Source organism: Aquimarina algiphila (assembly GCF_007489275.1).
In the GTDB taxonomy this organism is placed as follows: Bacteria; Bacteroidota; Bacteroidia; order Flavobacteriales; family Flavobacteriaceae; genus Aquimarina; species Aquimarina algiphila.
In genome coordinates, this window is the sequence record NZ_VLNR01000023.1 from 50,020 (window position 1) to 72,412 (window position 22,393).

Consider the following 22,393-nt stretch of genomic DNA (forward strand, 5'->3'; position numbering starts at 1 on the left):
AATTAGTTATTATCTGAATATCCAATAGCTTCGCCAAGTAAAGTTGCACTGGTACATTCGTTAATTTTTACCATTACAAAATCTCCAATTTTATAATCTTTCTTTGGAAAAATAGCGACGATATTTTTTGTCGTTCTCCCGCTCCAATGCAGATCAGATTTTTTAGATTCTTTTTCAATTAATACTTCAAAAGTTTGTCCGATATAACTCTGGTGCCTGTAAGCGCAGTGTGTTCGTTGTAATGCGATAACTTCTGCAAGCCTTCGTTTTTTTACATCTTCTGGGACATCATCCTCTAATTTGCGTGCCGCAAGAGTCCCTGGTCTTTCAGAATACGCATACATGTATCCATGTTCATATTTTACATGTTCTAATAAGGATAAAGTGTCTTGGTGGTCTTGCTCGGTTTCTGTAGGAAAACCGATAATCATATCTTGAGTGATGGCACAATCAGGAATTATTCTCTTAATATTGTCAACTAAATCCATATATTCCTGACGAGTATGGAGGCGATTCATTTCTTTTAAAATACGATCACTTCCACTTTGTATAGGAAGATGTATGTGTTTGCAAATATTTTTGTGTTTTGCCATGACTTTGATTACATCTAAAGTCATGTCCTGCGGATTTGAAGTCGAGAAGCGAATACGTAGTTTAGGATATTTCTCTGCTACCATGTCAAGAAGTTTTGAGAAATCTACTGAGGTCGCTTTCTGAAAATCACTAGCCTTTTCAAAATCTTTTTTGAGACCACCACCATACCATAAATAACTATCTACGTTCTGACCTAATAATGTAATTTCTTTAAATTTTTTAAGAACTAGATCGTCAATTTCTTCAAGAATACTCTGCGGATCACGGCTTCGTTCTCTACCTCTTGTAAAGGGGACAACACAAAATGTACACATGTTGTCACAACCTCGGGTTATAGAAACAAAGGCAGATACGCCATTACTTTGTAGTCTTACAGGAGAAATATCTCCATAGGTTTCTTCTTTAGAAAGAACAACATTTACAGCATTACGTCCGGCATCAACTTCTTCTATTAAATTAGGAAGATCTTTGTATGCATCAGGTCCAACAACAAGATCAACAATTTTTTCTTCTTCAAGGAATTTACTTTTCAGACGTTCTGCCATACATCCAAGAACTCCCACTTTCATTCCTGGATTGATTCTCTTTACTGCATTATATTTTTCTAATCGTTTTCTAACAGTTAGCTCGGCTTTTTCTCGTATAGAACAAGTGTTTACCAAGACCAAATCGGCATCTTCAAGATTTTGTGTTGTGTTAAAACCTTCTTTTGCCAAGATAGAAGCAACGATCTCACTATCGCTAAAATTCATCTGACAACCGTAGCTTTCTATAAAAAGCTTGCGCTGATTTTCTTTGTTCTGTTCAAGAGCAAGTGGTTGTCCCTGTATACTTTCGTCAATAATCTTCTCCATAAAAAATAATTCCTTACTGATTGGGGTCAAATAGTGTGCAAAGATACTTTTTAATACGATTTGTGACAAAGTGGCAGGGGTTTATTTTGTAAAAAATCTATATTTGATCACTTCAATCAATAAAATATAACTATGACTTTAAATAACCTCCTTGAAAAAATAGAAAATAATACGCCTTTGGATTTTGGTGAAATCTTTGGTAAAAGTATAGAGCTTTTTAAAAAAGTTTGGCTACAAGGGATGATACATATTTTACTTTTAATGGTTGTAATTATTCCTCTGGTTCTTGTGATGTATGTTCCAATTTTTGCTCTTGCAGGAATATCCGGATTTGAAAATAATTATGGTGAATACGGAGATTACGGATATCCTAGTGAAGAATTATCAATAGGCTTCATGCTTCTTTTTATAGTTTTGGTATTAGTGATGTCAATGGTGGCGTCAGCATTCCAATTAGGGATTACAGCTCATTTTTACAGAGTTTGTAAACAAGTAGATTTAGGTCTTCCGGAAACGTCTTCATATTTTATGTTTCTTAAAGGAAAGTATCTTGGAAAAGTTTTTACTTTGGCGATAGCAAAGTTCGGTATTACCATTTTGGCTGCATTGTTATGTTATCTCCCTATTTTTTATGTAATCGTTCCATTGCAATTACTAGTAGTTGTTTTTGCTTTTAATCCAGATTTAAGTGTATCTGATTTAATAAAAACCAGCTTTAAGTTTGGTAATAAGAAATGGTTGCTAGTTTTTGGGTTAGTTTGGATTTCTTCTATGTTAGCAACAACCATTGGGTATATTATGTGTTTTGTAGGAGTGTTTGCAACAGCATCTTTTGCCATGCTTCCGGTTTATTATGTGTATAAAGACACTATTGGCTTCGGAGATGACGATTCACAAAATAAAGAGATGTTATTTGTAAAATAAAAATTTAAAAACCTGCTGACGAGTAGGTTTTTTTTAAACTAATTTTTTAATAAAGAATCTTGATCTCAAAAAATTGATATACTTTTGTCATCAGAAATTATAGGATTATGGCTAAGAATTTAGTGATTGTGGAGTCACCTGCTAAGGCAAAAACAATAGAGAAATTTCTTGGGAAAGATTATACAGTTGCATCCAGTTTTGGACATATTGCAGATTTACCTGCAAAAGAGTTGGGAGTTGATGTTGATGGCGATTTTAAACCCAAATATATTGTCTCCAAAGATAAAAAGGATGTTGTTAAAAAACTGAAGGATCTTGCTAAGAAAGCAGAGATGGTATGGTTGGCTAGTGATGAGGATCGAGAAGGAGAGGCTATTGCTTGGCATCTTGCTGAGACGTTAAAGTTGGACAAAGAGAGAACTCGTCGTATTGTTTTTCATGAGATCACCAAAAATGCTATTCTTAAAGCCATAGAAAATCCACGTACTATTGATTACAATCTTGTAAATGCACAGCAGGCAAGACGTGTATTGGATCGTTTGGTAGGGTATGAATTGTCTCCGGTTTTATGGCGTAAGGTAAAAGGAGGATTATCGGCAGGAAGAGTACAGTCAGTTTCAGTGAGACTGATAGTTGAAAGAGAGCGAAATATATTAGATTTTAAGGCTGTAGGTTCATATAGGATTGATGCAGAATTTTCTAATCAAGCAGGGAAATCATTCAAAGCTAAGCTTCCAAAGAATTTTAAAACAAAGCAAGAAGCAGAGTCGTTTTTGAAACAAAACGCAGGAGCATTGTTTAAAGTAGCAGATCTTTCTACAAAACCGGCTAAAAAATCTCCAGCACCACCTTTTACAACATCAACCTTACAACAGGAGGCTTCTAGGAAATTGTATTTCTCAGTGAGTAAAACAATGACTATGGCTCAACGATTGTATGAAGCTGGTTTGATTACATACATGAGAACCGATAGTGTAAATTTATCAACAGAAGCACAAAATAGTGCAAAGGCAGAAATTGATTCTGCTTATGGTAATGAATATAGTAATCCAAGACAATATAAAGGAAAATCAAAAGGAGCACAAGAAGCTCACGAAGCAATTCGACCAACTGATTTTTCTAGGCATACTGTAAACGTGGAGTATGATCAACAGCGATTATATGAGTTGATCTGGAAACGAGCTATTGCTTCGCAAATGAGTGATGCACAATTAGAAAGGACTAATGTAAAGATAGAATCTAACACGCATAATGAACAATTTACGGCTAATGGTGAGGTGATAAAATTTGAAGGTTTCTTAAAGGTGTATCTAGAAGGGAATGATGATGAAGATGAAGAACAAGAAGGGATTCTTCCTGCAATGAAAGTTCAAGAAAACTTGTTTAATAACTATATTTCGGCTACAGAAAGATTCACTCGTCCGCCAAGTCGATACACAGAAGCAGCATTAGTTAAAAAGCTTGAGGAATTAGGGATTGGACGACCATCTACATATGCTCCTACAATTTCTACAATTCAGAATAGAAAATATATAGAGAAAGGTTCTAAAGAAGGTGAGTCGCGTGATTATATTCAGATGATGCTTTCTGGAGATGTGATTGATGAGAAAAAGCTATCAGAAAAAGTAGGTAGTGATAAAGGAAAACTAATTCCAACTGATGTTGGGATGGTAGTTAATGATTTCTTAGTAAATCATTTTTCTGCAATTCTTGATTATAATTTTACAGCAAAAGTAGAGCAGGATTTTGATGAAATAGCAGAAGGTCAAGAAGATTGGACTCAAGTAATGAAAGCTTTTTATCAGGAATTTCATCCGAGAGTAGAGGATGTGGCTCAGAATGCAGAACGTGAAGTCGGAGAACGTGTTTTGGGAGAAGATCCTGTCACAGGTAAGCCTGTAAGTGTTCGTTTAGGGAAATTTGGGCCGATGGTTCAGATAGGAACAGTTGATGATGAAGATAAACCAAAGTTTGCTAGTTTACCTCCAGGGCAAACATTAAGTAGTATTACATTTGAAGAGGCAATGGAATTATTTCAATTGCCAAAAGAATTAGGAGATTATAAAGGAGAGACGATTGTAGTTAATAATGGTCGTTTTGGTCCATATGTGAAGTTTGGAGCAAAATTTGTTTCCTTAGAAAAAGGAGAAGATCCTCTTAATACTTCTTTGGACAGAGCTATCGAATTAATTGATGCAAAAGAAAAAGCAGATGCTCCTATATATACATATGAAGATCTTCCGGTTCAAAAAGGTACAGGTAGATTTGGCCCTTTTATAAAGTGGAATGGTATGTTTATCAATGTGAATAAGAAATACGACTTTGATAATCTGTCTGATGATGATATTGTAACTCTTATTGAAGAAAAGAAGCAAAAAGAAATTGATAAGGTAATTCATAATTGGGAAGAAGAAGGGATTCGAGTAGAAAAAGCCAGATGGGGTCGAAGTAATATTATAAAAGGTAAGGTTAAAATAGAACTGCCTAAAACAGTAGATGCTTCAAAACTGACTCTTGACAAGGTAAAGGATCTTATTGAGAAAAATGCTCCTAAGAAAAAAGCCGCAGCAAAGAAGAAAACTACAAAAAAGACTACTAAAAAGAAATAAATCAATATATGTCTTTCGAATTTCTTGCGCCAGTTAGTGATTTAGTAGCCGCGCATACAAATTTACTTTCAGATCAATCATTAGGGAAACAGATCAAAATTCATACAAGTAATGATGGGATTCCTGATTTAAGTAAAATTGATCTCGCTATTATAGGTATTCAGGAGAATAGAAATGATGTTAATTTTCTGGGAGAGAAATTAAATTTTGATGCTATCCGTAAAGCACTATATGAGCTCTATCCAGGAAATTGGAATTCTAATATAGTGGACCTGGGTGATATTAAACCAGGAAATGAGGTTAGTGATACCTATTATTTGGTACAGGAGGTGTTGTCTACATTGCTTCAAAAAAATATTATACCTATTATAATAGGAGGAAGTCAGGATTTAGTTTATGCTCAATATAGATCTTTTGATATTTTAGAGCGAATGGTGAATTTGGCTAACGTGGACAGTAAGTTTGATCTAGGAAATTCTTCAGAGTCAATAACAAATACATCATTTGTAGGTAAGATTATAGTAGAGCAACCTTATAATTTGTTTAATTATAGTAATATAGGGTATCAAACCTATTTTAATTCTCAAGAAGAAATAGATCTTATAGAAAAATTATACTTTGACGCTTATCGTTTAGGAGAGGTTATTTCAGATGTGACCATTGTAGAACCTATTATGCGAGATGCAGATATTGTATCTATTGATTTAGGGGTTATGAATTCTACAAGTCTAAATGGTACGGTAGTTTCTCCTAATGGTTTTGATGGTCGAGAAATCTGCGCTATCTCCAGATATGCAGGAATTAGTGATAAAGTAAAAAGTTTTGGGATTTATGAATTTAAAAATTTCAAAAATGAAGAAACATCTTCATTATTAATTGCTCAAATCATATGGTATTTTGTTGAAGGAGTTAATTTTAGGTCTAATGAGCTTAATATCAAAAATTTAAAAAGCACATTGCATTATAATGTTCCTGTAGAAGATGAAATATTGTCTTTTTATAAGAGTCCAATGACAGGAAGATGGTGGATTGAAATACCTTTTATTTCATCTGGTAATAATAAATTGAAAAGACATACGTTATTACCTTGCACATACAGTGATTATGAGCGTGCTTGTAATCAAGAGATACCTGAAAGATGGTATAAGGCAAAACGAAAAAACGAAGTTTAACATTTTTATTAGGCAGATTTAAGGTTTTTTTTAGAAAAAAATTGTTTTTCTGGAAATAAATAAATAGGTTTACGTCCTTAAATCTAGAAGATCTTAACCTAAAACACGTTATGAAGAAATTTGTATCACTCTTTGCTATTTTAGCAATGCTCTATAGTTGTGGCGGTGGGAACCGTGGAGAACTGGTAGGAGCACAAGGAAAAAAATGGCACCCGCAGAAGCCTTATGGCATGGCCCTCATCCCCGGAGGATCATTCATTATGGGTAAGTCGGATGATGATAAAGCTGCACTGGCCAATGCGCCAACGAGGATGGTAACGGTTCGTTCTTTCTATATGGATGAAACTGAAGTCACGAACAGCGAGTATCGACAATTTGTAAACTGGGTTCGTGACTCTGTAGTTAGAATGAAACTCGCTATTATGGCAGATGAACTAGGGAAAACTCCTGGTGATGATGGTATTGGAGAGTATGCATTCTTAGATGCAGATACCGAAAACATGTCTGTTTACGAAAAATACATGTATGATAATTATAGTGGTACTGGAGAAACCGGTTACGAAGGTAGAAGACTAAATAAGGATGTAGATATCGAATGGGATATCGAGGATTATCCAGATGAGTTTTATGCTGAAGTAATGGATACTCTTTATATACCATTAGAAGAATCATATAATGGTAGACGTACTCTTGATGTGAGTAAATTTGAATTTAGATTTACTTGGATGGATATTCAGGCTGCTGCCCGAGCTCGAAAAGGAGGAAGAAAAGATTTTGTAAAAGAAGAAGTAATTAAAATATATCCTGATACTACGGTATGGATAAAAGATTTTAATTATTCATATAATGAGCCTATGCACAATGATTATTTTTGGCATAGTGCATATGATGATTACCCGGTAGTAGGAGTTTCTTGGGAACAAGCTAAAGCCTTCTGTCGTTGGAGAACTATCGAAAAGAATACCTTCCAGAAAAAGAAAGGTAAAGAATTCGTTAACTATTTCAGACTGCCTACAGAGGCAGAATGGGAATATGCAGCTAGAGGTGGTCTCGAATCAGCAACGTATCCATGGGGAGGCCCGTATGCGTTAAATGATAGAGGGTGTTTCTTAGCTAACTTTAAGCCTCTTAGAGGAAATTACGCCGCAGATAACTTTCTATATACTGTAGAAGCCAAAACATTTGAGCCAAACGATTATAATTTATATAATATGGCAGGTAATGTTTCTGAGTGGGTACAGTCGTCCTATGATCCTTCAGCTTATGAATACGTTGCATCAATGAACCCAAATGTCAATGATGATGAAAACAAACGTAAAGTTGTGCGTGGTGGATCTTGGAAAGATGTTGCTTATTTCCTACAGGTAAGTACCAGAGATTACGAATATGCGGATTCTGCGAGAAGTTATATCGGATTTAGAACTGTTCAGGACTATATGGGTACTGACGTTACTGGAGAAGATAATACTCAGAATCAAAAATAAGTCCCAAAATTTTCTATCAACTTAATTACTAACCCTTTTTTAAAACTTTAGATTTAAAAAAAACAAAACAATTTTTATTATGGCAAATTCAAAAGCAAGCAAGAAGTTAATGAACATGGTATACGGTCTCGGAGCAGCCGTTGTAATATTAGGTGCACTATTTAAAATTATGCACTGGCCATTTGGTAACGAGATGTTAATCGTAGGTTTGGTTACAGAAGCGCTTGTATTTACTGTTTCTGCATTCGAACCTGTAGATGATGAACTAGATTGGTCGCTTGTATACCCAGAATTATCTGGAGGAAACAAAAAAGACAAAAAAGAGAAAGAAACTCCAGAAGGATTATTATCTAAAAAATTAGACGAGATGCTTAAAGAAGCTAGAGTTGATTCTAATCTTATAGGTAGTCTTGGTGATAGTATTCGCAATTTTGAAGGAGCTGCAAAAGGTATTAAGCCAACAGCAGATTCTATAGCTGGACAACAGAAATATAGTGAAGAAATGGCAAAAGCTGCTGCTTCAATGGAATCACTAAATGGTTTATACAGGGTACAGTTAGATGCTGCTTCAAAACAAGCAGAAGCAAATGCGCAAACTGCAGAATTTGCTAGTCAGCTTCAAGAGCAGATGAAAAGTCTATCTGGTAACCTTGCTTCTCTTAATGGAGTATATGGTGGTATGTTAACTGCAATGAATAGAAGTTAACATTTTTTAAGAAATATTTTATAAAATAACTACCAAAATCTAAGAAGAATATGGCAGGAGGAAAACTATCCCCAAGGCAGAAGATGATTAACCTGATGTATTTGGTTTTCATCGCGATGATGGCATTAAATATGTCAAAAGAAGTATTGTCAGCTTTCGGTCTCATGAATGAGAAATTGACAGCGTCAAATACAATAGCAACAGAACGTAATACAGCATTTATGGCTGGTTTGGCAGATAAAGTGTCTGAACAACCAGAAAAGTATACACCTTTAAAAGAGAAAGCAGATCAAATTAGTGTTTTATCTAATGAGTTTAATGCATATGTAGAGCAGATTAAATCTGAAATAATCGAGACGGCTGATGATCCAACCGATTATGAAACTATGGATAAACCAGATGCATTAAATAGTAAATTCTTTGAAGGAGGAAAAACTACTGCGGCGGCTACAGAATTTTTAGAAAAAATTAAAACCTACAGAGATGGTGTGGTTACAGCATTAAGTACGGTTAAAGAAGTTGACGGTCAAGTTGCAGATGATGTTAAAACAACATTTAGTACAGATGATGTTAAAGATAGAAGTGGAGTAACCAAGAATTGGTTAAATTACAATTTTGAAGGATTTCCTTTAGTAGCTTCTTTGACTAAGTTGACACAAATGCAAGCTGATGTAAAAACTACTGAAAGTAAAGTGCTTTCTGCTTTATTAGCAGGACAACAAGCTTCTGAACTTTCTTTTAGTAACTACGAAGCTATCGTAGTAGCTGATAAAACAGCTTTCTTTAGCGGAGAGAAATTTAAAGGTAGAATTGTTCTTGGACGTTTTGATGCTACACTTAAGCCAACCAAAGTAATGGTTAATGGTAAGGAGCAAACAGAAGTTCAGAACGGACAAATTATGTTAGATTTCCCTGCAGGTAATGTTGGAGAAAGAGATGTAGCTGGAGAGCTTGAGTTTAAAGAAGGTGATTCTATAGTAAAAATTCCTATTAAGAGTTCTTATACGGTGATTCCTAGACCTAATTCAGCTGTAATTTCTGCTGATAAAATGAATGTAGTATATCGTGGGGTAAATAACCCAATGACGATTTCTATTCCTGGAGTACCAAATGTAAATGCTTCTGCACCTGGACTTAGAAAAGCTGGTGGAGCTGGTAAGTATATGATGAATGTTACTACAGTAAAATCTCGTGAAGTAAGTATTAAAGTAAGTGGTAAACTTGCAAATGGTACTACTGTAAGTGATAGTAAGAAATTTAGAATTAAAGATATTCCAAGACCTGTAGGAACAGTTCGTGGAGAAGATGGTTCTATCAAAATGGCTAGAAATGCATTAGAAATTTCTTCTATCGGAGCTATTTTACCAGATTTTGATTTTGATATCAAATTAAAAGTTACTGGATTTAAATTTAAAGTAGAAGGTCAGCCTACGGTTAGTGTACGTAGTGGTAGATTGGATTCTAAAGCTAAATCTGCTTTACGTAAGGCTAAAAGAGGTTCTTCTGTGCAGATTATAGATATAAAAGCGCAATTAACTACGAATGCTGGATATAAATTGAAAAAGATATCTCCGGTTATTGTTGAGTTAACAAATTAAAAATAAACTTACGCAGTTATGAATTTGAGAAATTTTTTATTAATCGTTTCCGTTCTATTGGTTTCCATGATGTCGTACGGTCAGATCAATGTATTAAATGCTAATGAGCCTGCAGAAATTGGAATGAAAACTGAAGAAATGATCGCATATGATAATGACCATCCTTTAGAGTATGGTTATGTAGATAAGCGTGATATACTTTGGGCAAAGACTACATGGGAAACTATTGATCTTGATGAAAGAATTAATTTTCCTTTGTATTATCCTATAGATACCAATAACATTGGTGTGAATCGTAGATCTCTATATGATGTATTAGTATCTAATATTAAGAACGGAAAGATCAAGAATATTTATTCAGATTCATACTTTACTGAGACTCGTACATTTTCAGATTTAGAATCTACAATGTCTAAAATAGATACTACTGATTTAGGATATGAGCAATACAATGCTGGTGAAGAGGTTGATCCTCAATATATCAATAGAAGAGATATCAGTTCTGCAGATATAGCAGAATATAAGATAAGAGGATATTGGTATTTTGATAAACGTTTAGGAGAATTAAGATACAGATTGCTAGGATTGGCGCCTGTTGCTCCAGATGTTAACTTTATCGATGATGATGAGCCTGATATGGTAGCATTATTTTGGATTTGGTATCCAGATGCAAGAGAAATTCTACATAATGCATTAGCATTTAATAGGAGGAATACTTCCATGCCATTTACGCTAGATCATATTTTAAATGCTAGACGATTTAATTCTGTAATTTATAAGGAAGATAACGAACAAGGAGATAGATCTATTGATGATTATATTGTAGATAATGCCTTAATGCAACTTCTGGAAAGTGAAAGAATTAAAGAGAGTATTCGAAATTTTGAAATGGATATGTGGAGCTATTAATAGTTTCGGTATTTATTAAATTATAAGAAAAACGCCCAACTATAAGTTGGGCGTTTATTATTTTTGAGCTATGTTAGATTATATTGTAGTTGGATTTGGATTATCAGGTTTGTCCTTTGTAGAACAATTGGATCTTGCTGGTAAATCGTACAAAGTTTATGAAAACTATTCTCAGAAATCGTCCCGTGTTGCGGGGGGGCTTTACAATCCAGTTATCCTAAAACGTTTTACGCTTGCTTGGCAAGGGGATAAGCATATGGAAGAGGCGGTGCCTTTTTATAAACATATAGAAACCAAATTGCAACAGTCTTTTGTCTCACAACTTCCGGTATTGCGACGATTTAATGCTGTAGAAGAACAAAATGCCTGGTTTGAAGCAAGTGATAAGCCTTTTTTAAATGAATTTCTTTCTTCAGAATTAATCCGAAATACGAATTCAGCTTTAGAGATCCCTTATCAATTCGGAAAAGTAAAACATACCGGAAGAATTAATATAGAGGTCATGTTATCTTCATATATACAGTATCTTAAAACAAATAATAATTTTGAGAACTCTTCTTTCGAACATGATAAAGTAATTCTAAAAGAAGATCATGTTGAATATGATGGCATTAAAGCAAAAAATATTGTATTTGCAGAAGGTTTTGGTGTAAAGAACAATCCATTTTTTAACTATTTACCTCTATATGGTAACAAAGGAGAATACATTGTTATCAAATCCAAAGCGTTAAAATTACAAGATGCAGTAAAATCTTCGATATTCATTATTCCATTAGGTGAAGATGTATATAAAGTAGGAGCGACGTATAATAATAAGGACAAATCACCAGAAATAACTAGTGTTGCAAGAGAAGAGTTGCAAAAAAAATTAGAACGTTTTATGTGTGTCGAATATGAAGTTATTGATCAGGTTGCAGGGATAAGGCCAACTGTTAGAGATAGAAAACCACTAATTGGCACTCACCCAAAATACCAAAATATGCATATTTTAAACGGATTAGGGAGTCGAGGTATACTTATTGGTCCAACTGTAGCTAAAGAACTGTATGCGTCTATTGAAAAAAGAATTCCTTTAGATCAGGAGATTGATATTAAACGTTTTGAAGCGTTAAGATAAGGGTTCTTTTTTTTTGTAATGCATAAAAAAATTGATCCAAATATTTCTTGATAACCGTAGGATAATAGGTAAAAAGACAATCATGGTTCCCGCAATTACAAAAAAAGTAGCAACTAAATTTAATTTTAAAAAGAGATTACTGATAACAAAGGCTGCAACAGCAAAAGCTATACCTACTGGATAACTTACATACATAGCTCCATAGAAGAAAGAAGGCTCTATTTTATATTTGGTATTACAATGACTACATCGATCTTGCATTTTGAGCGTTTGACTTAGTTTATAAGGGTTAGATTCCTTATACATACTTTCTTCCTGGCATACAGGACACCTACCAGTAAAGATGCTATAAATTTTAGTTCCGCGTAAGAAGTTCATAAGCGTTTTTATTCTAACACAAAATTAATCATCTTTGCACAAAATATTCAAAAGCTGATGTTAAACATACATAACTTATCGATTTCGTTTGGGGGAGAGTACCTTTTTGAAGAAATAAGCTTCAGGTTAAATGCAGGAGATCGAGTAGGGTTGATTGGTAAAAATGGTGCGGGTAAATCTACCATGCTTAAGATCCTATCCAAAGAACAAGAGCCGGATTCTGGTCAGATAGCAATGGATAAGGATATAAAAATAGGATTTCTAAAACAAGATATAGATTTTGTGCTGGGACGTACAGTTTTAGAAGAAGCATATGAGGCTTTTACTGAGATTAAAAAGATTGAAAGAGATATTGATAATATAAATACGCAATTGGCAGAACGTACCGATTATGAAAGTGAAGCATACAATCAATTAATTACTGATTTAAGTGATCATACACAGCACTATGAGGTTCTGGGAGGATATAATTATCAAGGAGAGACAGAGAGAGTGTTACAAGGGCTTGGATTTGCAAGAGAAGATTTTGACAAACTAACCGATACCTTTTCTGGAGGGTGGAGGATGCGTATTGAATTAGCAAAGCTTTTATTACAAAACAATGATATCTTATTGTTAGATGAGCCAACAAATCACCTGGATATCGAATCTATAATTTGGTTGGAGAATTTTTTAAAAAATTATGGAGGGGTAGTGGTTATTGTTTCGCACGATAAAATGTTTCTTGATAATGTTACCAATAGAACGATAGAAATTTCTTTGGGACGAATCTATGATTATAATAAACCATACTCTAAATATCTAATACTCCGTAAAGAAATTAGAGAACAACAATTAGCTACTCAAAAAAATCAATCAAAACAAATCGAACAAACAGAAAAGTTGATTGAAAAATTTCGAGCTAAAGCTTCTAAAGCTTCGATGGCACAATCGCTGATTAAGAAATTAGATAAGATCGATAGAATAGAGGTGGATGAAGATGATAATGCAGTAATGAATATTAGTTTTCCTATACATATACAACCAGGAAAAGTAGTGATAGAAGCAGATGGTGTAGGTAAAAGTTATGGAGATAAAGAAATTCTTAAAGATATTGATTTACTCGTGGAGCGAGGATCAAAAATAGCTTTTGTTGGTCAGAACGGACAAGGTAAATCTACCTTAGCCAAAATTATAATTGATGAAATAACATATGACGGGGAGTTTAAATTAGGGCACAACGTACAAATAGGATATTTTGCTCAGAATCAATCAGAATATTTGGATGGAGAATTAACTGTTCATGATACCATGATAAATGCTGCAGATGAGAAAACACGTAGTAAAGTACGTGATATGTTAGGCTCATTCCTATTTAGAGGAGATGAAGTAGATAAAAAAGTAAAGGTACTTTCTGGAGGTGAACGAAACCGATTGGCGTTATGTAAAATGTTATTGCAACCTTTTAATGTATTGGTAATGGATGAGCCCACGAATCATCTGGATATTAAATCCAAAAATGTATTAAAAGAAGCCCTGAAAAATTTTGAAGGGACCCTGATCCTGGTATCACATGATAGAGATTTTTTACAAGGATTAAGCAATACCGTATATGAGTTTAAAAACAAAAAAATTAAAGAATACCTTGGGGATATAAACTTCTATTTGGAAGAACGAAGACTAAATGATCTGCGAGAAATAGAAAAGAAAGATAAGCAAGTAACATCTGTTTCTGATACAAAAGAAACTGCCAAACAATCCTATCAGGATCAGAAAAAGCTCAAATCACTTAATAATAAGTTGAGTAATGTAGAATCTAAAATCAATAAATTAGAAAGAGAAATCAAGGAGATTGATGTCGAATTAGCAATTAATTATGACCAGACTATAGCGCAGCCTGGTTTTTTTGATAGTTATCAGGCAAAAAAAGATAAATTATCTTCTTTGATGGAAGATTGGGAAGTATTACAAGAAGAAATTGATGCTATAAATGCAGTTTGATTTTTTCTTAAATTTTAAAGAATCCATAAAATTAAATGTATAATTTACATTTTTAATATTCTCAATATGGTTTTTTTAAGAATACCGCATAATATAGGCGTATCTTCCTAAAGTAGTACAGAATACGGTATGTTACTTTTGTGATATTTTTATAGTGAGTAGCAGGTACAACTAGAATTTTATAGATATTTTTGCGTTTGATAATTTAAAGAACGGTATTTATGAATGATACAAAAGCCATAGATTTAAATGCTCATGCATTATCCTGGGTAGGCAAGATTCACTATGATTTTGGGTTTTTAGTTCAAAAAGCATTTGGAGAAAATGGATTGGACTTATCCAAAGAACAATGGAGTGTTTTAAAACGCCTAAATGTAGATGATGGACAGCCCCAAAATGACCTTGCATTTATTACACATCGTGATAAAACATCCATGACTCGATTAGTGAATACCATGGAAAGTAAAAAACTTGTTGTTAGAAAAAGTGATGAAAATGACAGAAGGGTTAATCGTATTTTTTTAACCGATTACGGAAAAGAAGTTATAGAAAAAGTACAGCCTATTATGTATGATCTTATTCCGGCGGTTCAGGAAAGCTTGGATGATGAAGAGATCGAAACCTTGATTGCGGTATTGAAAAAGGTAAAATCTAAGATTGCGCAAATCGCTGAAGAATAGAGAGTAAGTATCATATTTTATTATAAAAAGCACCCGTATTAATGGGTGCTTTTTTTGTGGTAAACCGCAGGGATTTAACTTTTATGAGTTTTTTAACTGCATCGCACTGCTATGGTTGATAGTTTTGTATGCGATTTTGCACTAAGTGCAGATACAATTATGCTATGAGAAAAATTATACTTTCTATTCTTGGATTATTATTAATTGTGGTTGCAGTATTTGCCGCCAAAAAGATTGTTGATAATAAAAGAAGACCCAAACCTAAACCTGCAAAAGTAATTAAGACTGTTTTTGTAGACACTGTAAAAAATACCACTATCCCCATTCAAATTGCTGCCAATGGTAATTTAACAGCAAAAAGAAGGTTGGAGTTATACTCCGAGGTTCAGGGGATTTTTAGAGGAGGAAGTCAGCTTTTTAAAACAGGTCAGCAATACAAACGTGGACAAGCATTAATAAGAATTGATGCATCAGAGTATTATGCAAGTGTACAATCGGCGAAAAGTAATTTGTATAATCTGGTTACTTCAATAATGCCTGATTTACGATTAGATTACCCAGAGATTTATGATAAATGGCAAGAGTATCTTAATACTTTTGATATGAGTAAAGCGACACCAAAACTACCAGAAATCACTTCAGATAAAGAAAAATACTTTATAACAGGTAGAAATATATTTACCACCTATTATAATGTAAAAAATCAAGAACAACGCCTAGCCAAATATACTATTTCTGCCCCGTTTGAAGGAGTACTAACAGAGGCTTTGGTTACTGAGGGAACTTTAATCAGACAAGGACAAAAATTAGGAGAGTATATCGATACGAGTACATACGAAATGCAGGTCGCTATCGGGAAAGAATATGGAGATTTACTTCAAGTTGGAGAATCTGTAGAACTTTCTAATCTTAATAAAACAAAAACATTTACAGGAAAAGTAGCCAGAATTAATGGAAGCGTTAATCAAGCTACTCAAACCATCACTACATTTATAGAGGTTGCTGATCCATCGCTTAGAGAGGGGATGTATCTAGAGGCTAATCTTGATGCAAAAAAAGAAGAAAATGCTATAGAGATTGATCGAGGATTACTTCAGGAAGGTGATAAGCTATTTGTTGTTAGAGATAGTATTCTTGATATTATAGATGTAAATCCTGTGTATTTCTCTGATAAAAAAGTGGTGCTCAAAGGAATTCCCGAAGAAACCATCATACTATCCAAAAGCGTTCCGGGAGCATATGCCGGAATGCTGATCAAGATCTATCAGGAAAAGAAAAACAATAATGTGCTTAGTGATACAGCCGCTGCAAGCGCAGCTAAAAAATAACAGTTATGCGTAAAATTATTGCTTATTTTATTAAGTATCACGTAGCTGTAAACGTTGTCGTGATTGCGTTTTTTGCCTTTGGTATTGCAGGAGCACTTTCTTTAAAATCTTCATTTTTTCCTTTAAGTGATTCTAAAAACATATCTATTAATATTACTTATCCTGGAGCATCTCCTCAAGAGGTAGAAGAAGGAATTGTACTTAAAATAGAAGATAATTTAAAAGGATTAGAAGGTGTAGATCGTGTGACTTCAATCTCTAGGGAAAATAGTGGGACTATTAATGTCGAAATTGAAAAAGGAAAAGATATCGACTTTATGTTGTTGGAGGTAAAGAACGCGGTAGATCGGGTCCCTTCTTTTCCAGTAGGTATGGAGCCTTTAGTAGTAGCAAAGCAAGAAGCAATTCGTCCTACTATTAACTTTTCAGTAAGTGGTAAAGAGATACCTCTTTCAACTTTAAAACAAATTGCAAGACAAATTGAAAATGATCTTCGAGGGATAGATGGGATTTCTCAGATTAATATTTCAGGATATCCGGCAGAAGAAATTGAAATAGCTATAAACGAAAAAAACTTACTGGCATATAATCTTAGCTTCACCGAAGTTGCGCAAGCAGTAAGTCGAGCTAATATTTTAACAACAGGAGGAACCATCAAAACAGATGCCGAGGAATACCTCATAAGAGCAAATAACCGCTCGTATTATGGTAACGAACTTTCTAATTTGATTGTTCGTGCTGACGCTACAGGTCGGGCAATACGATTAAAAGACGTAGCAGTAATACGTGATCGTTTTTCAGAAACACCAAATGCCACATATTTTAATGGAGATTTGGCGGTAGATGTGCAGATTACAAGTACGAATACCGAAGATTTGATTTCTTCAGCGGAAAAGGTAAAAGCATATATAGAAGATTTCAATCAGAAGTATAATAACGTTCAATTAAATGTTATTAGTGATCGGTCTATTACCTTAGTTCAACGTACAAAACTTCTTACAGAAAACGCGATCATAGGAATGCTATTGGTGCTCACTTTTTTATCCTTGTTTCTAAATACAAGATTGGCATTTTGGGTAGCATTTGGACTTCCTGTAGCTTTTATGGGAATGTTCATTTTCGCAGGACAATTTGATGTCACAATCAATGTACTTTCTTTATTCGGGATGATTATTGTTATTGGAATTTTGGTAGATGATGGAATTGTTATTGCTGAGAATATATACCAACATTACGAAAAAGGAAAAAGCCCTGTTCAAGCCGCAATAGATGGTACAATGGAAGTAATTCCTCCAATTATCTCTGCAATTATTACAACCATATTGGCCTTTAGTATTTTTCTGTTTTTGGATGGTCGAATAGGAGAGTTTTTCGGAGAGGTTTCTGTGGTGGTAATTCTTACACTCACAGTTTCTTTAGTAGAAGCATTGATTATTCTTCCAGCTCATTTAGCACACTCCAAAGCCCTTAAGAAACAAGACGCTAAGCCAAAAACAAGCATTGGTCAATTATTTGCAAAGCTGCGGTATATCAATACGTTTGGAGATAGTATTATGGGATGGTTACGTGATCATTTGTATAGCCCTTTATTACGTTTTACACTCCAAAACAAGTTTTTTATGTTTTCGGTATTTGTGGTTTTTCTGGTATTAGCAATTGGTAGTATAGGAGGAGGGATTGTTCGAACATCTATTTTTCCTCAAGTGGCCAGTGATCAGGTAAGAGTAACACTTAATATGCCTAATGGGACTAACCAAAAAACCACAGATAGTATAATTTCTTTAATTGAAGTCAAAGCTGTAGAAGTCAATGAGGAATTAACCAAAAAGCATTTAAATGACCCTATATATGAAGGGAAAGAACTATTTAAAAATATTATTAGTAACAGAGGTCCTGGATCTTCTGCCGCTGCATTAGTGATTAATTTATTACCAGGAGAAGAACGTCCTTCTGAGATATCATCATCTATGGTAACTAACCTGATCAGGCAAAAAATGGGAGAGGTTACAGGAGTAGAAAGCTTGGTGTATGGTAGTGGTGGTAATTTTGGAGGAAGACCAGTTTCTGTATCTTTATTAGGAAACAATATTGCAGAGCTAAAAGCTGCGAAAAAAGAGCTGAAAGAAGTCTTAGTTGCTAATTCTTTATTAAAGGATGTAACCGATAATGATCCCGCAGGAATTAAAGAGATTCGAATAGAATTAAAAGAGAATGCATACCTACTAGGGTTGAATTTAAACGATGTGATGCGCCAAGTACGAGCTGGTTTTTTTGGAGTGCAAGCACAACGATTTCAACGTGGTCAAGATGAGATACGGGTTTGGGTACGTTATGATCGAGATAATCGTTCCTCTATTTCGGATTTAGAAGATATGCGTATTAGTGCAATCTCAGGAGAAAAAATACCATTATCAGAGATCGCTAATTATAGTATTGAACGAGGAGATGTTGCTGTTAATCATTTGGATGGTCGTAGAGAAATACAAATTTCTGCAGATATTAAAAACCCTGAAACGACAAGCTCTACTGATATACTAGCAGAAATTCGAACGGTCACAATGCCAGAAATTCTGTCTAAGTACCCTACGGTAACCCCTTCTTATGAAGGACAGAATCGTGAAGCAGGTAAATTCTTAGGATCACTTGGTCCTGTAGGATTAACCGTCTTGGCTTTGATTTATATTACAATAGCATTTACTTTTAGGAGTTATAGTCAGCCGTTATTGTTATTACTGCTAATCCCACTAAGCTTACCTGCAGTAGCTCTAGGACATTGGGCGCATGGTTTTTCAATAAATCTATTGTCTCTGCTAGGAATTATTGCACTTATAGGTATTATGGTTAATGATGGCTTGGTACTTATCGGTAAGTTTAATAGTAACCTTCGGGAGGGATTATCTTTTGATGAAGCTATTTATGAGGCTGGTAGATCACGTTTTAGAGCTATTTTCCTAACATCATTGACTACTATAGCCGGATTAGCGCCATTGATTTTTGAAGAAAGTCGCCAGGCAAAATTCCTGATTCCTATGGCCATTTCTATTGCATATGGTATTGGTTTTGCCACTGTGTTGACATTGTTGGTATTGCCGTTGTTTTTATCATTTAGCAATAGTGTAAAAGTAAGCTCAAAATGGTTAGCTACAGGAAATAAGATCACCAAAGAAGAAGTAGAAAGAGCCATTAAAGAACAAAAAGAAGAGGATGAAGAACATCATGAATTGCAAGTATAATACCCATATTATGAGATTATTTTGTCTGCTATTTTTGATTTCTGGTAATGTGATAGCTCAGCAATTAACCAAGCAAGAAGCGATACGACTTACCTTAGAAAACAATTTTGGAATATTAATAGCCACCAATTCGATAGAAGTGGCCAAAAATAATAAAGGGATTCTTAACTTGGGATATTTACCCAGATTGTCTACCAGTGCTGGGGCAAACTATCAATCAGCAAATAGTACAACGTCTTTTGGCGGAGCATTAAATCCCAATACAGGAGAACCTCGTGCTGATATTGAGATTGAAGATGCAGAAACCCAACGATATAATGCAGGAATCGATCTGGATTATACCTTATTTGATGGTTTGGGTAGATTTTACAATTATAAACGGTTAAAAGAAGAGTATAATCTCACAGAATTACAGGCAAGAGAAACAATCGAGAATACGATTCTACAGTTATTTACAGTGTATTATGAGGTCGCCCGATTATCTGAAAACGAAGGAATTTTAGAAGAAACGCTTCGAATTTCTCGTGAGCGTGTTTCACGATCCAATTATCAATTTGAGTATGGTCAGAATACAAAACTCAATGTGCTTAATGCAGAGGTAGATGTAGCTAATGATAGTATTAATTTATTGAATACTAGACAACAATTGGTCAATACCAAAAGAGATTTGAATGTAATTCTGGACAATGAATTAGAGCGTAATTTTGAAGTAGATACCATTATACAGTTTATCCCTAAACTCAAATTAGATGAGTATTTGGAGAAATCTACAGAAAATAATGTGACCCTATTACAAAATGAAAGTAATATCAAGATATCTGATTATGATATTAAGGTAAGTAAGTCAGGATATTTGCCAACAATAGGGTTAACCGGTTCGTATGGATGGAATGAAAATAGAAATCCACCGTCGGCATTCTTTCCTGGTAATGTTGCTGATACCTATACGCTAGCTGCCGGAGTGAGTCTTACCTGGAATCTTTTTGATGGAGGTAGTACGATTACCAGAGTAAAAAATGCAAAAATAGCATTAGATAACCAGGAAATCATAAGAAGTCAAGTGCAGAAGGAGGTTAAGCGAGATATTGCCAATGCTCTTGGGAATTATGAAAACCGATTGAATGTATATAAAATACAGCAACAAAATGTATTGACCAATCAAAATAACTTTGAACGTACTAAAGAGCGTTTTAAGTTGGGGCAGGTAACTTCAATAGAATTCAGGCAAGCGCAGATCAATTTAATTCTTGCAGAAACCAATAAGAATTCTGCGAAATATGATGCTAAGATTGCTGAGTTACAATTATTACAATTAACAGGACAATTGCTTAACGAAGAATTTTAAGTTTCTCTTCGACTAGATTGTCACACCGAGCTTGTCGAAGTGTTTTGTCAATAGGAACGCGATAAAAAAAGGGAATCATGTTCGAACATTTTTTTCAATGTCCATATTGTTGGGAAGAAATATCAATGTTATTAGATCCTTCAATACCATATCAAGTATATGTTGAAGATTGTGAGGTGTGTTGTAATCCCATAGAACTTCATCCCAGGTTCGAAGATCAGGAATTAATAGCTTTTGAAGTGTTAAATATTGAGCAATAGTAATATAAGTGTTTTTTGTCATTCTAGTGTAGGCTGGAATCTATGTATAAACATCATTGTATATGTTAGATTCCCGATCAAATGCTGAGATGTTATATCAAACAACAAACCCAAAGAAAACTTTCTTTGGGTTTGTTGTTTGATCAATAACTGAATTTAAATATTCTCTACCAGCCAATCTCCTACTTCTGTAGTTTTATAAGCTTTGTTGTCTCCAGAAAGATCTTCGGTTACGATTCCTTCATTAAGAGATTTGTCAACTACCGCTCTAATTGCTTTAGCTTCATCATTTAACCCAAACGCTGTTTCAAACATCATTGCTGCAGAAAGCACAGTTGCTAAAGGGTTGGCAATGTTTTTTCCGGCTGCTTGAGGATACGATCCGTGTATAGGTTCGAATAAAGCTGTTTTTTCTCCCAGAGATGCAGAAGGCATAAGTCCCATTGAACCAGAGATAACAGAAGCTTCATCTGTTAAGATATCACCAAATAAGTTTTCGGTAATCAATACATCATATGAATTAGGCCATTGTACCAAACGCATGGCTACTGCATCAACAAATTCATAACTTACTTCGACTTCTGGATAATCTTTCTCCATAGCCTGTACGGTTTCTCTCCAAAGCCTGGAGGACTCCAGAACATTAGCTTTATCAACGCAACATAATTTTTTACTACGTGTCATTGCCATTTCAAACCCTTTTTTGGCTAGACGTTGTACTTCTGCTCTTGTATAAGTACAAGTGTCATAAGCTGTGTTACCATCATCTTCTCTACCTCGTTTCCCAAAATAGATACCACTGGTTAGTTCACGAAGAAATATCAGATCTGTTCCTTCTATTCGTTCTTGTTTTAATGGTGATTTATCAATTAATGATGGGAACGTAAATGTAGGACGTACATTGGCGAACAGCCCTAATTTTTGACGCATCTTAAGTAACCCTTGCTCCGGACGTACTTTTGCAGATGGGTCATTGTCAAATCTGGGGTGACCAATGGCTCCAAATAATACAGCATCGGCATTCACACAGATTTCGTGAGTTTCATCGGGATAGGGTTCTCCTACAGCATCTATGGCGGCTGCACCAGTAAGAGCAGTGGTCCATTTTATATTATGATTATATTTTTTTGCAATCGCATCACAAACTTTTACAGCTTGATCGATTACTTCGGGTCCGATACCATCTCCCGGTAACAGTGCTACGTTTAATTCCATTTTTTAT

The 22,393-nt window shown here is 34.6% G+C and carries 17 protein-coding genes; 14 read left to right on the forward strand and 3 right to left on the reverse strand.

The features are described 5' to 3' along the window. Positions 1-2 precede the first annotated feature (2 nt). Positions 3-1,448 carry a tRNA (N6-isopentenyl adenosine(37)-C2)-methylthiotransferase MiaB gene (gene miaB, locus FOF46_RS12590; protein WP_109434111.1) on the reverse strand — a complete coding sequence of 482 codons (1,446 nt, stop codon included), beginning with the start codon at positions 1,446-1,448 and terminating at the stop codon, positions 3-5. A 132-nt stretch (positions 1,449-1,580) separates the two neighbouring features. Between miaB and FOF46_RS12595 the strand changes: the two genes are divergently transcribed. The 8 genes from FOF46_RS12595 (at position 1,581) to FOF46_RS12630 (ending at position 11,967) form a co-directional block, all read left to right on the forward strand. Next, positions 1,581-2,372: a hypothetical protein gene (locus tag FOF46_RS12595; RefSeq protein ID WP_109434110.1), complete on the forward strand. Its 792-nt coding sequence runs from the start codon at positions 1,581-1,583 to the stop codon at positions 2,370-2,372. A 107-nt stretch (positions 2,373-2,479) separates the two neighbouring features. Next, positions 2,480-4,981, forward strand: a complete 2,502-nt coding sequence (gene topA / locus FOF46_RS12600) for a type I DNA topoisomerase (RefSeq protein ID WP_143916679.1) — start codon at positions 2,480-2,482, stop codon at positions 4,979-4,981. An 8-nt stretch (positions 4,982-4,989) separates the two neighbouring features. Next, on the forward strand, positions 4,990-6,153 hold the full coding sequence (locus FOF46_RS12605; RefSeq protein ID WP_143916680.1) for a formimidoylglutamase: 1,164 nt from the start codon (positions 4,990-4,992) through the stop codon (positions 6,151-6,153). A gap of 110 nt (positions 6,154-6,263) precedes the next feature. After that, positions 6,264-7,637 carry a T9SS ring complex lipoprotein PorK/GldK gene (gene porK, locus FOF46_RS12610; RefSeq protein WP_109434107.1) on the forward strand — a complete coding sequence of 458 codons (1,374 nt, stop codon included), beginning with the start codon at positions 6,264-6,266 and terminating at the stop codon, positions 7,635-7,637. 79 nt (positions 7,638-7,716) lie between these two features. Beyond that, the gene (gene porL, locus FOF46_RS12615; protein ID WP_109434106.1) at positions 7,717-8,343 is read left to right on the forward strand and encodes a type IX secretion system motor protein PorL/GldL; all 627 of its coding nucleotides are present in this window, start codon (positions 7,717-7,719) and stop codon (positions 8,341-8,343) included. 50 nt (positions 8,344-8,393) lie between these two features. Next, positions 8,394-9,941, forward strand: a complete 1,548-nt coding sequence (gene porM, locus FOF46_RS12620; RefSeq protein WP_143916681.1) for a type IX secretion system motor protein PorM/GldM — start codon at positions 8,394-8,396, stop codon at positions 9,939-9,941. A gap of 18 nt (positions 9,942-9,959) precedes the next feature. Further along, complete coding sequence (porN, locus tag FOF46_RS12625) at positions 9,960-10,850, forward strand: type IX secretion system ring subunit PorN/GldN (protein WP_109434104.1); 891 nt, start codon at positions 9,960-9,962, stop codon at positions 10,848-10,850. 70 nt (positions 10,851-10,920) lie between these two features. After that, complete coding sequence (locus FOF46_RS12630) at positions 10,921-11,967, forward strand: NAD(P)/FAD-dependent oxidoreductase (RefSeq protein WP_143916682.1); 1,047 nt, start codon at positions 10,921-10,923, stop codon at positions 11,965-11,967. Here FOF46_RS12630 and FOF46_RS12635 read toward each other — a convergent pair. Next, positions 11,959-12,345, reverse strand: a complete 387-nt coding sequence (locus tag FOF46_RS12635; protein WP_109434102.1) for a DUF983 domain-containing protein — start codon at positions 12,343-12,345, stop codon at positions 11,959-11,961. The two genes, FOF46_RS12630 and FOF46_RS12635, sit on opposite strands and share 9 nt — an antisense overlap. A gap of 57 nt (positions 12,346-12,402) precedes the next feature. On the opposite strand from FOF46_RS12635, the gene FOF46_RS12640 reads away from it, so the two are divergent. The 6 genes from FOF46_RS12640 to FOF46_RS12665 all read left to right on the forward strand — a co-directional run bounded on the left by FOF46_RS12640 (position 12,403) and on the right by FOF46_RS12665 (position 21,171). Further along, positions 12,403-14,325: an ABC-F family ATP-binding cassette domain-containing protein gene (locus FOF46_RS12640; RefSeq protein WP_143916683.1), complete on the forward strand. Its 1,923-nt coding sequence runs from the start codon at positions 12,403-12,405 to the stop codon at positions 14,323-14,325. Positions 14,326-14,546: 221 nt separating this feature from the next. Beyond that, positions 14,547-15,005: a MarR family winged helix-turn-helix transcriptional regulator gene (locus FOF46_RS12645; RefSeq protein WP_109434100.1), complete on the forward strand. Its 459-nt coding sequence runs from the start codon at positions 14,547-14,549 to the stop codon at positions 15,003-15,005. A gap of 164 nt (positions 15,006-15,169) precedes the next feature. After that, on the forward strand, positions 15,170-16,333 hold the full coding sequence (locus FOF46_RS12650; protein ID WP_143916684.1) for an efflux RND transporter periplasmic adaptor subunit: 1,164 nt from the start codon (positions 15,170-15,172) through the stop codon (positions 16,331-16,333). Between the two features lie 5 nt (positions 16,334-16,338). Continuing rightward, positions 16,339-19,566, forward strand: a complete 3,228-nt coding sequence (locus FOF46_RS12655) for an efflux RND transporter permease subunit (RefSeq protein WP_143916685.1) — start codon at positions 16,339-16,341, stop codon at positions 19,564-19,566. A gap of 10 nt (positions 19,567-19,576) precedes the next feature. Further along, positions 19,577-20,911 carry a TolC family protein gene (locus FOF46_RS12660; RefSeq protein ID WP_143916686.1) on the forward strand — a complete coding sequence of 445 codons (1,335 nt, stop codon included), beginning with the start codon at positions 19,577-19,579 and terminating at the stop codon, positions 20,909-20,911. A 77-nt stretch (positions 20,912-20,988) separates the two neighbouring features. Next, complete coding sequence (locus tag FOF46_RS12665; RefSeq protein WP_109434097.1) at positions 20,989-21,171, forward strand: CPXCG motif-containing cysteine-rich protein; 183 nt, start codon at positions 20,989-20,991, stop codon at positions 21,169-21,171. A 156-nt stretch (positions 21,172-21,327) separates the two neighbouring features. Here FOF46_RS12665 and leuB read toward each other — a convergent pair whose 3' ends face one another. Then, on the reverse strand, positions 21,328-22,386 hold the full coding sequence (leuB, locus tag FOF46_RS12670; RefSeq protein WP_143916687.1) for a 3-isopropylmalate dehydrogenase: 1,059 nt from the start codon (positions 22,384-22,386) through the stop codon (positions 21,328-21,330). Between the last annotated feature and the right edge of the window lie 7 nt (positions 22,387-22,393).